This is a genomic window from Paenibacillus sp. FSL M8-0212 (genome assembly GCF_038004645.1).
Lineage (GTDB): Bacteria > Bacillota > Bacilli > Paenibacillales > Paenibacillaceae > Paenibacillus.
The window spans coordinates 1-13,087 of record NZ_JBBORP010000002.1; the positions used below are offsets into that span (position 1 = coordinate 1).

Genomic DNA, 13,087 nt, shown 5'->3' on the forward strand with positions numbered 1-13,087 from the left:
TGGGATCGTCAGCAAAGACCATAAGGTGGACATGACGATTGGCCAAACGACAGCCCTGGTCGATGGTCAGAAGAAAGACTATGGTACGCAAATTATCTTGAAGCAGAACCGGACATTCGTTCCGCTTCGCCTGGTCAGTGAAGGACTTGGCCAGAAGGTGGAATGGGACAAGATTGGTCGCTGGGTCTGGATCGGGAACAAAGACTTCCGTAGTACAGATGACAAGCAGTTCAAGCAGAAGCAGTTGAGTGATTTTAAAACTTATGCGAAATCAGACTATGTCTTCAAGACAATAAAGAGTCAAAGCTACTCGGGTATTAAGGTAATCAATGAAAGTGATCTGCCGATTAAGTTACAAAATGGACAGATAATCTACAGTATTGATTTAGTTAAAAAGGATGGCGACAATTTTATTTCTATTCGGAGCTCTCAGCGTGGAACACCCATCGATTTACTTGTAAAAGGCGATTTTGCTAGAGGTAGGAATCATGTAGATAGCATGTTTGTGAATAATGGTGACAAAACAGGAACTGGCTATTATCCCGTGCTAAGTAGATTGGATAAGTTCCAAAACGGAGATTACGTTCAGAATTTCGACTGGACTAAATTTAATATAAATCAAGCTGACTACATTATGATTCAAGATGGTGACTTACAGGACTATGGCGTTGCACTTGTAAATCCATTTAAGTAGGGAGAAAGATCAATGATAAAAAAAACGATCTACTCTTTACTTAGCTTAGTACTTATTTTGTCGTCAGTTCTCACAATTTTTACATTTAGTCCGGGGAAAGCTGAAGCTATTGGAAGTTCGAGACTTTTTCAAGATCCTGAAAAACCTAATATCTATTATTTTGTTGGGATGGTCTACTTTGAGGTATGGAGCGATTCTTCTGGAGCTTGGACGAGAGGGAAAAGTCCAAAAATGTGGACTGAAGTAGACGGTGGTCCTTATGAATTCAGCTTTTCTTCAAATCGAAAAGTCAAAAGTTTGAGTGCAGAAGCTTATGATTTTAATTGGAAATATGCAGATGAAACATTTAATACATCCAGAACCGGGGAATTAGCGGCTAACAATAAACGGTACTACATGCTGGCAACATCAACGAAAGAGTACACATTAAAAAAGAGTACTGTGAATGGTGTAGGAAGCAGCTCAGTAAACATGGACGTTATTGTCCAAAATGGATATCTTGACGCTGTGAAACCAGTCGATAGACGAGAAGAGGAGGAACGTAACGGGAAAACTTTTGCAGCCAAAGTTGAAGGTTATCGCTACTTCTTCCCTACCCTGTTTACCATTGAACTAGAACCCACTGAAGGACAAGCAATTGTCAAACACTGGACCACAACCGGTCAAAGTCTGGACGGTGTAGACGGATTCACGGACAAAAAAGTGAAGCTGGAGAAGGATAAGCCATACAACTTCACCCATACTGCTCCTGGTGAGAAATACACATATGAGGGTCACAAGAAGAGTATGCAGGGAGATCCTTCGAGTCTATCTCGAAAATCCGGAGATCCTGGACAGTTCATATATAACGGCCAGTACCCGGTCTATTATGTGTACTTCTACTACAAGCCTAAAGGCGACCCACCACCGCCAGGTAAGAACGTGTGTACCGCACCACAGCCAGGACGTACGCTGGAGGGTAAGTACATGGATCCGGGTGTGACAGGCATGATTAAAGCAGATCAGCGCGGAAACGAGCATTTCGACGTTCTAAAGGGGATTCCAACATCAGAAAGCTTATATGGGAATGTCTTCAGCCGAGATTATTTGTTCCAGAACAAATTCGTACAAATGACCGGCACATGTGAATACATCGTGAAAGTAGAACAAACATGGACATTGAACTGGTCCGAGCCTGTTCCTGGGACAGATGCTGAAGGAAATCCAACAACGAATTATATTGACCGTACAGATACCGAAGTCGTACCAAGCGAATACACAGTGGTTCGGCCATATGCATACTGGACGATAGATGAACTGAGCGTGTACAACATCCAGGATGCGGTGCTCCAGAATTACGCATTTTCCGGAAGCGAGATCACCATCACGCCAACCGGATACACGCCGCCTGAGTTCAAGGCAGAAACAACAGGCGATAAATATCCAGCAGCGCAGCCTGGCACGCAGCAGGGGCCTGCGCGTACTAAACCAGGAGGAACCACAAGGCCGTCTCCTGATCGTGAGAATCTGCAGAGTGTAGCTGAAGCTGCTGTTCCGGATGTACAGGTCGAGAACGATTCCCTGGTGTTCAAGGGTCAGACCGTAATGAACAAGCAGCGTACTGCGAAGGAGGGGCCGCAGCCGGGACAGATCCCGGCGCCGGTGCAGATTGGGAAGGACGTGTTGTACAGCCCGTACAACTACATCCCGACTGAAAAGACCAATAAGAAGGATGAGGTCAGCACTGGCCAGATTCATTATGTCGTGGCCGATGGTAGCATCGATGCCGAAGAGGAAGAACTTGAATACGAGATCCTCGGCATTAACACCGTCACCGTGCATACGCCAGTCGTGAACTATTCTGCCGTGTCGGACGATCAGCCGCATAACCAGAAAACCAAACCGGACATGAGCCGTTCGGCTCTGATCCTGGATCGGCCGTTCACGGTTCGGATACCAACGTCAGGCCAGCACCTGGACGTGGCGCAGTATCCGGGATACGGCAATCGGGACTATGCGAAGTATTTCCGGACGAAGCAAGTTCGCTTCCCGTTTGATGTCTATAACGCGACCAAGTCGCAGTTCATCCCGAAAGACAACTGGATCGACATCCCGGTGGACCAACTGGACACTACGTTCCAGCTTCCAGTCTGGGTAGACGAAGGGAACTACCAGGTGTACTTCCGGAATATAGCGGAGAACGCACCGTCCGGATACGACTGGCAATCGGATGCGAATCTGGATCTCGCGAACCACGCAGCAGTAGATGAGGTTTCGGTCCAGGTCATTGGCCGTCTGTATGATTTCCATATCACCGACATCGTGGACTATAACTGGGAACGTGTCTTCCGGACTTATGCCGGCAGCCGCGATCCGAGTGGCGCAAGCTACTGGGTTGGCCAAGCAGACATTGATGGCAATCCTCGAGACATTGGCAGTAATGGCAGTAAGCTAACGTTGCCGATCCGTCCAGGTAGTAACTATCTAACGGGTATGCAGAACGTGGCCGTAAAGCAAGGCTATCACTTCAAGTTTGATTTCAAAACGAAGGGCAACATGTTCAGCCTGAAGGACGGGATCCGAATCAAGCCGACCTTCTCTTACGTTAGTAAGGAAGGCGGCACACCGGTTCCCGTGGATTTGTACTACAAGACCAACGAGCAGCCGTTCGTCCGGATCGGTTCTCCGGAAGACAAAGTGGAACGGTACGTTATCCTGCAGGAACGACTCCGGAACGTGAGCCTGGGCGCTATGAAGAACTCCGGATACTGGAAGTACGATCAGCACTTAACGGCAGCCGAGAAGCTGGGTGTCGATCGGGAAAAGTTCATGCGAAATTACGTACTCAAGTTCACCAAGCTCAAAACGCCTGTCGGCGGGTACGGTCTGCTGATCCTTCCGGAACAGCTCAAGACCTTGATCGGGCCGAAGGAGATCCCGACGAACGCGTCTGTCACTACGGAACGTGCGAACGCATCGATCCAGCAATGGTTTGGTGAATACAGTATCCCAGCCGATGTGTATACGGTGGCCAAAGGAACGAACCTGGCCGAGTATGGCCGTGTGAATGGTGGCCTGACTGACAAATCACCGATCTTCCTGAAAGACGGCTATATCGTAGTTAACTTCGATATTGAGTCGATCCAGAACGGAAACCTGCAGGAACCACATTTGCAGTACATCCATGCACCACTGATGAATCAATGGAGAATGGAAGGGTATCGGCCAAACATCCTGGATTCGTATCTAAATGTTTATCATGTAAAGGATGGAGACGTAGTCTTCTACAATGCAGATAAGTCCAGTAGAGACGATTTCAGCGCCCAGGCGCCGCATTAAGGCAAAACAAAAGGGAACCGGCAGTATGCCGGTTCCCTAAATTTTTCAAAACGCCTATCTATCAATCTAGCAGTTATGGTATAGTAGTGAAAAATAATTACAAGCCATCGTTTCAAGCGGCTAAACCGGATTGGCGTCCGGAGTAGCTGTCTCAACCGACCAAGAATCGGGAAGAAACAGGACACTTAAACAACAATGACTTGAATTACGGACATTGTATCATGCTTGACCATACGTGGGCAACATGAGAATAGTCGTGATTTCAATAAAATTTTGGAAAAGTAGCCTTGATCTCCGTTCGCGGGAGGATCAAGGCTTTTTTGGTTTCTTGGATCCATCGTAACTGGCTTATACCGGTGCGTGATCATACATAAAAAACGCATATCTAAGCTGTAAGCTTTCGAACTTTTTTGAAAAAAAGAAGGTCGAAGGCCTGATTTCTTATTGCCAAAAATCAATATTGGGCGCTCAATGCCACCCAAAACGACGTTAAAAGCTTATGGGGTAAGTCGTCCCCATCCCCTCGAAGAGAGCAGCAGGAAAACGTACTGCAGGCGTATCTGAGGGTGACAAGTGCCGTTAGATGGTGAGACAGCGTATATTACGTAGATGCCCCTGCATCTTTCCTAGATGGGGAGTTGTGACTCCAACGACCCCAAGACCCGTCCGTGTGGGCTATTGCCCAGGCTGGCCGTCAAAGTTAGTACAGACTATACGCGATAAAGCACGACCTAGGCGCGTTTGATGACGGTTTTACAGTACCCTGTATAAGGGGGCTGTGCCCAGATGCACCATTGGGCACGGAATGCAGGGGTGGGTGTGGGGAGATATGTTTTACATTTCGTTCTCACGTAGTGAGGACGAGCTCGCATCAGCGAGGTTTCCTTTCATCAGTTTCACGTTAAATACGTATAAAAGGGGCTCGTTAAGCGACGATTCAAGTTGTTCACGCAGCCGTGCATCGAACCGAGGCTTGTGGTAAACGTGATTTTCGTTTTCCACACGGCGAGGTGAGATGTACGGAACGGAGCGAAGCGACGTGGCACTTAGATAGCACGAAATAACTAGATACAACAAGGGATTTCGCGGATTTTCGCGAATTTAAATAGCGAGGTGATAACAGTGGACGTAAAACCCTTAAATTTTGTTTACAGCACGGTTCAGCTGGCTACAACGTTGAAAATTGGTCGCTCTACGGTCAATAAGTATGCGAGAAGTCTAGAAAGTGCTGGCTACGTATTTATGAAGGACGAAAAAGAGCATCGAGCCTTTACAGATCACGATATTATTGCATTTAAAGCTCTTATTGATCTTCTAACTCGCGGAGCTGAGTACGATAGCGCAGTAGAAGCTACGGTATCAAGCTATTCGCGCACTAACAATAGCGATTCTGTAGCACTAGTCGCTACGTCAGATAGCAAGCCAGAGATCGCTATGCTTAACGCTAAGGTAGATGATTTGATATCAGCGGTGGCCATGCTTTCAGGGAAGATTGATCAGATTGTAGATGAGCGAGTCCGAATAGAGGTTGCGTCGGCGTCGGCAGGGATTAACACGCAGGTAACCCAGGTGTTGGACGAGATTCGGAAAGCCCAGGATCGGACAGATCAGAAGCTGGACGATATTTCTTCCAGAGTAGAAACGCATGGGAAGCGGAAAAAATTCCTGGGTATATTCTAATCCTTATACTTCGGAAGTTAAAATAAGATATATTTTGAAGAAAATTTAGCCAACTGAAATTTTTTTTTTGAAGCCAATAATTTTTTCAAACCCCTGAACAATCAATGGAATAGGATGCAAATATAAGACATACTATCTATATGAATTATAGTCGGCAACTGGTCCATATGTTGATTGAGTTGCCTTTTCTGTTATAATAGATTTATAGAGATTATGGCTCTTGTGAATACGACTTTGGGGTTCTGCCACGTGCTTATTTTTTATTAGGAGCGTGGTCAGATGTCCATTGAAAGTACATTGATTGTTGTTTGGAATATATGCCGAATTTTTACATTTTTCGTGAGTTTCTTTTTTGCCATTCGTAGGGCTCCAAGAGTGCTTAGATGGATCGGAAGAAAATCAAGGATTTTATTAAAAAAAATAACTCTCAGCAAAATACTGAGAGTTATTTTTAGGGACAAGTTTTCCCAATAATTTAGCTACCAACTGAATTATTGGATCGCACTGTGGCATATTCCCAACAGTCCTTATTCACGCCTTCGTTACTACCAATAACGAGGGCTTTTTTTTGCTCTTTTTTATCAACGTGGAATTCTACACAAAATAGGAATGTATGTTTTCTTCATCCTATCTATATGTGTTCCTTTGTCTTAATATCTATGAATAATTATATCATATTGTAACCCAAACACAACAAAAGACTACTTAACACTACACAAAAGGTCTATGCCACCAACGTAATTTTGCATTTATTTTACTAAGAAAGGTTGAAAAAATAATACATCCTTTTGGTTGAAAAGATCATGTGTTCACATGTATGATTATAGTACAGATACAGAGAAAAGAGGTTGTGGTAAATTATGGGAGATAATTCTGATCAAGCTCATACAAAGAAGAATAAGCAATTTTGGCAAAGTCATTCTAAGTATATGGCTGATATATCGAATTTTATGCAGATACATAGGAATTGGCGCGACTGGACTAAGAATTCAAGAAAGGGATTTTTCCCTGTATTCACGCCTGATTTCTCCGCAATTTCAAAAGATGTTTCAGGTAATGCAATTAAATTGTATTTGTTCTTAGGTGCTAATTCTGATAACCAGGCAGGATATACATTAATTTCTGTTGAGACAATGGCGCAACACTTTGAAACGAATACGAGAACAGTACATAACTGGTTGAAGGAATTAAAAGATAATAAAATGATTCTTCGCGTACAACCTGGCTTTAAGCAAGCTACATTCACTTTTTTATTGCCGTATCACAATGAATTTTTAAGTACTGTTTATGGAAATAAGTTAGCCAATATGATAACAGCCTATAACGAAGGTATAGAAGTTAAAAATGTTGAAGAACGAGAGCTATTAAGGCGGATAGAAGAGTATGAAATGGTAAAAGACCTTTTCTAGTCTCAAAAAGCATGCTTTTTGAGACTGGAGTAAATGGTTCTGTTTTTGCGTCTCTAAATATGGTAAAATTTATTTTGAGACGTTTCAAAAATGGTGTGGTTATTTTGAGTCTAGGAGTGGATCATTAATGAAAATGGCTTATGGGCGAGTTTCCAGCAAAGATCAGGATCCGGAGCGGCAACTGGTCAAATTTCGCGAATTAGAAATTGAGGATAGGTACATATTTGTAGACAAAGCCAGTGGCAAGAATTTTGAACGTCCCAAATACCAGGCAATGAAATTATTGATCCGAGAAGGGGACGTGGTCTATCTGGACGCATTGGACAGGTTAGGCCGTGATTATGATGGGGTTATTTCAGAATGGAAACATATCACAAGAGAGCTCCATGCTGATATTGTTTGTTTAGATAATGAGGTCTTGTTTGATTCAAGAAAGTTCAAAAATATGGGTGACATAGGAAAGCTTCTTGAAGATCAATTTTTAAGTATGCTTGCTTATGTCGCTGAGCAGGAAAGAAAGAAAAATCATCAGCGTCAAGCCGAGGGAATCCAGATTGCGAGAGCAGGGGGCGTAACGTTTGGTCGCCCACGACAGGAAATCAATGATACGTTTGTGGAGGCCTATGAAGAATGGAAGAGAGGAAATATTACAGCGACCGGAGCGTGGAAACAAGCGGGACTAACTAAGTCCACTTTCTATAGACGTGTTGTGGAGTTTGAGAAAAAATAATTCCAAATCAGTTGTAAACAGCCACAGTTTGTTTACGTATATTGTATAAAGGAGAAGCATCAAACTCGCTTTTTGGGTGGAAAGTCCTAGTGTCGGCAATATTGACAAGTTAATTTTTACTGTGATAAGTTTAATTAATCATTAAGCTGATAGCTGAATTCGGCGTTAGGAAACGGGTAATTTGAGGGTATACTCTACAGAATTTCTGAATAAACTAGTAACAAGAAGGGTCGTGAGTTTATGCACCCACTCCTTGAGAGGAAAAAAGGCATGAAGAAACGGGAATTTATTGAAGTTCCAAAGGACGTAAAGCTCAGAGGAGAGTTTTGCATCACGAATGTTCCCCATGTCAAAGAGGATATAACCGTAACAGGATTAGAATACACTGTTCGTTCAAGTGTGCAGGCTAATTTAGGCTCCATTTACGAATATATGAGACATAATGATATTAAGACGTTTGATTATAACGATTACCATTCTCCGTATTAAAAAGCAGCCTATTTTCGAAATGGGCTGCTTTTGCGTTGTTCATAGCGACGATGTGATACCATTTCACCAAGGTTGAACCCAAACTCTTTTTTAGAGGGGCCTTCTCTTGGAACGACAATAGTGATGACAAGAACAGCATCTGTAAATACTAAGGACATCTCAATAGCTTTCCCATCATAGGTTGAAAGAAACTTGTATGAAAGGTTACCTCTTCCTTTCCACTGAGCATCCTTTACTTCCGCCGAATCAATAACAGCTTGTGCCAGCCGAATTAATTCTTCTGGAGTCGGAATGTCGTCTGGGTGTTGATTATGAAGTCTATAATTAAGACGTTTAACGGCATGAGGAGGGAAGCGGATGTAGTCTTCTTTGATTAACTCTTCTGCGGTTACATCCTCAACAACTTGATTTTTGAAATCTAGTACCGCTTGTTTCTGTGCTGGTGTCAAAACAACTTTTAAGCCATTTGTATCCTTGTGAAGCCACTCTTTTTGGGTACGTGTAACAGATTTCGTTGCAATTTTACTAAGTTGTCCTTCTTCAAGCTCGATAATATCCTGGAAATATACTTGTCCTCTTTTAAGCGGGATTACTGGATTTTTCTTGTTCATAAGTGATTCCCCTTTTGATTTGTATTTTTTCTATTTTCCTCTTCACTCCTGAAAGTCTCTCACTGACTCCTTGTTGCGAAATTTGGAGACCTGACTTTCTAACTTCACCTGCAATTTGCTCTTGTAGGTATCCTTCCAATTCTAAAACGAACACTTCTGTTTGCTTTTCCGTGAAACTGGAAGTCGCTATAAACAGATCATAGTCGTCGACGAATTCTTTTGGCTCCTTTAGTGACCAATCCAATGTAACAAGGTCAAAATTATCGTCATAATTCAAATCTCCTATCTTTGTTGCCCCGTATGAATAATTTCCCGTTTCGTCCCTTTGCTCTGTTATTTCTTCATAACTTACAAGTCCATAGTCTTCGTGAGGCTGATCTCTGTACTTCTTTTTTCTTAGTCGAGTACGAGATAACTTCTTAAAGTACCAATCAAAATGTTTTTGCAGATAGTGGACGAAATATACACCACGCATAGGATCGTATTTCATTATAAGCTCCCAGAACAATCCTATAACACATATGAGGTGTTCAGGTAATTTGGGCTCTCCATAAGGCGACCAAAGGATCTTAGTTTTGCTTTTATCGATAAGAGAATCAAAGCGATAGAACTGATTCGCTGATTGATAGAGGTATGTAAGGAAAACTTGTATTAAGTTTTTGAAAGTATCATTTTTTTCTTGATTCCATCCATTTTTATGAGCTAATTGTGTAAGGGTTACAAGTCCTTCAATTTGCTGATAGATGTTTGTATTAGAGGCAACTTGAATCAAATGCTTCTTGAAATCATCTTTACTTGTCAGATTCATAGGGTTAATTCCTCCTTTGGACAGAGAATGGCATAAAAATAGAGTGCCCGCAGCGTAACTTGTCGCTTGTCTGGCACTCTATATATTTATAATACCCGGAGGTGGAAAATCATACAAGTATATTTGATTTAATCTAAAATAAAATTCTTGATAAAGTATGAGGCGATAATTATAATGGTGGATATTAAGTATATCATTTAATTTTCTTTGCGGACTTGATCGGCAAAGTGGGATGTGGGAGTTTAGTACTTCCAAGATAATAGCCTGGGACTCTTGAAGTATTTGGGCAAACATTGGTTAATAGACATCTTTTTATTTTCTTTGTCCTGCATGGATAAACGAGTGAGGTAATAAATAGTTTGTAAATGGAAGCCGGTTAGAGTTGGCATTTTAGTTTGTGCTGCTCATAATGAGGTTTTTTTGTTGCGCTTAGGAGCTGATACGACAGGCATTTTGCCTGATGTATCAGCTTTTTTTATACAGAAAATTAAATTAGTGGAGGCGAAATGAAATGGATTCAATGGAGGTAGTAAAGGAAATCAGAGTGCAGCTACATGAGATGAAGAAGGAGATTGAAAAAATTAGGAAGATGCGATCAGAGTTCCAGGAAGATTCGGAGAACTTTAAACGCTATTCTATTCTGCTGGAAGGAATGATTCGAAGGGAAAGTGAGATGAAGTGGATCGTTTCATCTCATGTCAAAAAGAACATTAGAAAAACGATCCAGGAACACCGGGACGGGCAAGTGAATAATCGTCCTGTTCTTAAGTTGGTGAAGTAAGGAAATGCCGGCATTTGTGCCGGCTTTGTAGATTGAAGATGGTAGCGGAAGGTCAGTAATTCTTAACCCCAAAGTTGCTTGCAACTGCTGGACTGACTGCAAAAGTTAAGAACGGAATCACGTTTCGCCGGACGTGGTTTTTGTACTCAATCGGCACGAAGGTGATTCGATCCGGAGGATCGGCCGCGGAGCGGCAAGCAGTATGTTGGATCGCCGGGAGTCGATGCGAAGCATCGCCCTGTAAGGGAATGACTCCACTAAAATTACTCATAGCTCGAACTACATATGTAGCATACGAACGAGCGTAACAGGAATGCTCGGGGCGCTTTCTCTCTGCCATCTGCTTTGAAAGATGGCAGAGAGAAAGCGCCTGGGCAATCTGTCTACTCGCTTAGAGCCACAAGGGTTAAAGACGTTTTTGTGCATCCTCGCGTAGCGAGAATGCGACGAGAACGAAACACTTGTGCACCTGGGTGAAGTCTGTCTTCAGGAGAAAGGATGCTGACGCGCATTCGCGCGTGAACCTGTTCAGACGCTCAGGATTTTTAATCCTTCGGTCTTCACAGGTCTGAAGGAAAGGAAGGGGTTAAAGGTGGGCAAGTCAACGGTTGAAGTACAGATCGAGAAGATTTTCAGGCACACCAGACAAGGTAGCTACGCAACCAGGGATCGGTACAAGGACAGTTGTTTAATGTTCGCGAGATTCTGTCTGGATCGTTTTAAGATGCAGAACGTGCGAAACATTCACGATAAGCACGTCGCAGCATTCATTGAGGAACGTTTGAAGCAGGGGATCGGCGCAAAGACGATCAAGGGTGACCTCTCTGCCTTGCGATATATGCACGATCAGGTTCAACGGCCAAGGTATGATCTGGCAAACAACCAGAAGCTGCAGGAGGATTACGGGTTAACGATCGGGACCACACATCAGGTCAATGGGGATCGTGCCTGGACAACATCGGAGTATGACGGCATGATGCAGGTTGCAAAAGAGCTTGGTAACAGCAATGTGGCCGATTGTATGCAGCTGAGTCGGACGATGGGTCTCAGAATCACCGAAGCAGCAGCCGTAAGCCGTTCTCAGGCCGAGTATGCGCTTCGTACAGGCGTTTATCAGGTCAAAGGGGAAGCAAAGAACGGGAAGCACCGTGAAGTGCCTCTAAGCGCCGCTGGAAGGCTTGTACTGGAACGTCGGATGTCTGTAACGAGCCGGGGAGAACGGTTGTTTATCCGTCCGGGTGAGAAGACGCATCAGGTCGTTAACCGGATGCAGAAGTTTTTGGAGCATCATCGGGATAAGGTGCTTACGGAAACTGGTATGCAACAGAGGACAGATCGCAGGGATGGGAGTTCCAGAAGTCTGACGTTTCATGGGCTCAGGTATGGGTACGTGCAGGATCGGATGGGGCAGGAGCTTGCAAAGGGATATAGCCGTGACAATGCGGCATTAATCGTAAGCCGTGAGGTTGGCCATGAGAGAGTAGACGTAATCCGAATATATAGTCCGGATTAGGCTTGTAACTTAATCAAGAGTTCGACAGAAGTTTTGGGAACGTCTTTCGATTCTTTATAAATGGACATGAGAAAAGCGATGGTGTCTGTATCATTTTTAAGTTTAAGAGTCTTTTTCAACTCGTTAAGTTCGTCCTTTATCTGAGCTTCAATCATTGTGGATTTTCGCGTGTTCATCGTTCATCCTCCATTTCTTATAGGTGAATTATAACTGCGAGAACATTCAAAATCAATACAATCAACATTCATAAACGTTTAAAATGTATTCAAAAATGTTTACTTTGTGCCCATAAGGTGTTAATATGTGTTCATCACACAATGAAATGGAGAGATTAATGCTATGAAATTAACAGTATTGGTTGAGCAAAATTACGGACAACACGATTTTACGGGGTACGTACCGGAGATGCGTTTAAGTGCCACAGGAGACACCCAAGAAGAGATGATGTCGAACCTGAAGGATCTCGTTGAGCTTCAGATATCCAGTGTGCCATCGATGTACCGTTGTGATGTACAAACTATCACGTTCGATAAGGAGGTGAACCATCAAACAGACCTGACTTTACTAGGGAAGCAAACGTGCGGTCTACTCGTTAAAGAGATTGAGCTCTTAATGCGACAGTTCAACGAGTCGATAAAGAACTTGAATGTTGTAGACACTGGAAATTTTGTAAATGTGTACTTTGTACTGGCAGAACAAGGCTTCGTTTACACCTACGATAAAAGAAAAGGTACATACGATGAATCATTTATGTCCTTAACGGAAATGCAGCATTTTAAAAATTTAGGCTTATTAGACTAAGAGGAGTGGGGAACATGAAAAAGGTATTACTGAGCATCATGACAGGGGTTTTGGCGTTTGGCATTACGGGAGCTGCGGTTTCAGCAGCTCCTGCGAAACAAGTGGAAGTTTTACTGAATACGGTGAAAATGAAGTTTCCGGACGCGAAGCCATTCCAGGATGGCCAAGGTAGTGTGATGGTTCCGATCAGGTTCGTGTCAGAAGCCCTGGGCGCAAAGGTGACGTACTCCAAGGTTGGCAAAGTGTCCAAGGT

13 protein-coding genes are annotated in these 13,087 nt (G+C 43.3%); 10 read left to right on the forward strand and 3 right to left on the reverse strand.

Features of this window, described 5'->3' with window-relative positions; all coding sequences use genetic code 11:
* The 6 genes from MKX68_RS28595 to MKX68_RS28620 form a co-directional block, all read left to right on the forward strand.
* Positions 1–694, forward strand: a 694-nt coding sequence (locus MKX68_RS28595) for a copper amine oxidase N-terminal domain-containing protein (protein WP_340915562.1), incomplete at its 5' end; no start/stop codon positions are given.
* Between the two features lie 231 nt (positions 695–925).
* Entirely contained in the window at positions 926–4,012 is a 3,087-nt protein-coding gene (locus MKX68_RS28600) for a DUF5704 domain-containing protein (RefSeq protein WP_340915564.1), read from the forward strand.
* Positions 4,013–5,254: 1,242 nt separating this feature from the next.
* On the forward strand, positions 5,255–5,692 hold the full coding sequence (locus MKX68_RS28605) for a hypothetical protein (protein WP_340915565.1): 438 nt from the start codon (positions 5,255–5,257) through the stop codon (positions 5,690–5,692).
* A gap of 860 nt (positions 5,693–6,552) precedes the next feature.
* Positions 6,553–7,101, forward strand: a complete 549-nt coding sequence (locus MKX68_RS28610; RefSeq protein ID WP_340915567.1) for a helix-turn-helix domain-containing protein — start codon at positions 6,553–6,555, stop codon at positions 7,099–7,101.
* A gap of 127 nt (positions 7,102–7,228) precedes the next feature.
* Positions 7,229–7,831: a recombinase family protein gene (locus MKX68_RS28615; protein WP_340915569.1), complete on the forward strand. Its 603-nt coding sequence runs from the start codon at positions 7,229–7,231 to the stop codon at positions 7,829–7,831.
* A 270-nt stretch (positions 7,832–8,101) separates the two neighbouring features.
* A complete protein-coding gene (locus MKX68_RS28620) occupies positions 8,102–8,320 on the forward strand; it encodes a hypothetical protein (protein ID WP_340915572.1) in 219 nt (72 codons plus the stop codon).
* A gap of 8 nt (positions 8,321–8,328) precedes the next feature.
* On the opposite strand, the gene MKX68_RS28625 is transcribed toward MKX68_RS28620, so the two are convergent.
* Together MKX68_RS28625 and MKX68_RS28630 are read right to left on the reverse strand one after the other, a co-directional pair.
* Complete coding sequence (locus tag MKX68_RS28625; RefSeq protein ID WP_340915574.1) at positions 8,329–8,931, reverse strand: hypothetical protein; 603 nt, start codon at positions 8,929–8,931, stop codon at positions 8,329–8,331.
* Complete coding sequence (locus tag MKX68_RS28630) at positions 8,900–9,739, reverse strand: hypothetical protein (RefSeq protein WP_340915575.1); 840 nt, start codon at positions 9,737–9,739, stop codon at positions 8,900–8,902. Before MKX68_RS28630 ends, MKX68_RS28625 begins: the two co-directional genes overlap by 32 nt.
* A gap of 589 nt (positions 9,740–10,328) precedes the next feature.
* Here MKX68_RS28630 and MKX68_RS28635 point away from each other — a divergent pair.
* Both MKX68_RS28635 and MKX68_RS28640 read left to right on the forward strand, forming a co-directional pair.
* Positions 10,329–10,520: a hypothetical protein gene (locus MKX68_RS28635; RefSeq protein WP_340915577.1), complete on the forward strand. Its 192-nt coding sequence runs from the start codon at positions 10,329–10,331 to the stop codon at positions 10,518–10,520.
* A gap of 592 nt (positions 10,521–11,112) precedes the next feature.
* Positions 11,113–12,033 (forward strand): phage integrase N-terminal domain-containing protein, encoded by a 921-nt coding sequence (locus tag MKX68_RS28640; protein ID WP_340915579.1) that lies wholly within the window; start codon positions 11,113–11,115, stop codon positions 12,031–12,033.
* Here the strand turns inward: MKX68_RS28640 and MKX68_RS28645 are convergent.
* On the reverse strand, positions 12,030–12,209 hold the full coding sequence (locus tag MKX68_RS28645; RefSeq protein ID WP_145153936.1) for a hypothetical protein: 180 nt from the start codon (positions 12,207–12,209) through the stop codon (positions 12,030–12,032). The genes MKX68_RS28640 and MKX68_RS28645 overlap by 4 nt on opposite strands.
* Before the next feature lie 163 nt (positions 12,210–12,372).
* On the opposite strand from MKX68_RS28645, the gene MKX68_RS28650 reads away from it, so the two are divergent.
* Both MKX68_RS28650 and MKX68_RS28655 read left to right on the forward strand, forming a co-directional pair.
* Complete coding sequence (locus MKX68_RS28650; RefSeq protein WP_340915582.1) at positions 12,373–12,834, forward strand: hypothetical protein; 462 nt, start codon at positions 12,373–12,375, stop codon at positions 12,832–12,834.
* 14 nt (positions 12,835–12,848) lie between these two features.
* A partial coding sequence (locus MKX68_RS28655) for a stalk domain-containing protein (RefSeq protein ID WP_340915584.1) occupies positions 12,849–13,087 on the forward strand: 239 nt, incomplete at its 3' end.

Bases quoted from the DNA above. Each gene is read 5' to 3' on its own strand.
- MKX68_RS28600 (WP_340915564.1), top strand. From the start codon at position 926: ATGTGGACTGAAGTAGACGGTGGTCCTTATGAATTCAGCTTTTCTTCA.
- MKX68_RS28605 (WP_340915565.1), top strand. From the start codon at position 5,255: ATGAAGGACGAAAAAGAGCATCGAGCCTTTACAGATCACGATATTATT.
- MKX68_RS28650 (WP_340915582.1), top strand. From the start codon at position 12,373: ATGAAATTAACAGTATTGGTTGAGCAAAATTACGGACAACACGATTTT.
- MKX68_RS28645 (WP_145153936.1), bottom strand. From the start codon at position 12,209: ATGAACACGCGAAAATCCACAATGATTGAAGCTCAGATAAAGGACGAA.
- MKX68_RS28610 (WP_340915567.1), top strand. From the start codon at position 6,553: ATGGGAGATAATTCTGATCAAGCTCATACAAAGAAGAATAAGCAATTT.
- MKX68_RS28625 (WP_340915574.1), bottom strand. From the start codon at position 8,931: ATGAACAAGAAAAATCCAGTAATCCCGCTTAAAAGAGGACAAGTATAT.
- MKX68_RS28620 (WP_340915572.1), top strand. From the start codon at position 8,102: ATGAAGAAACGGGAATTTATTGAAGTTCCAAAGGACGTAAAGCTCAGA.
- MKX68_RS28630 (WP_340915575.1), bottom strand. From the start codon at position 9,739: ATGAATCTGACAAGTAAAGATGATTTCAAGAAGCATTTGATTCAAGTT.
- MKX68_RS28615 (WP_340915569.1), top strand. From the start codon at position 7,229: ATGAAAATGGCTTATGGGCGAGTTTCCAGCAAAGATCAGGATCCGGAG.
- MKX68_RS28635 (WP_340915577.1), top strand. From the start codon at position 10,329: ATGCGATCAGAGTTCCAGGAAGATTCGGAGAACTTTAAACGCTATTCT.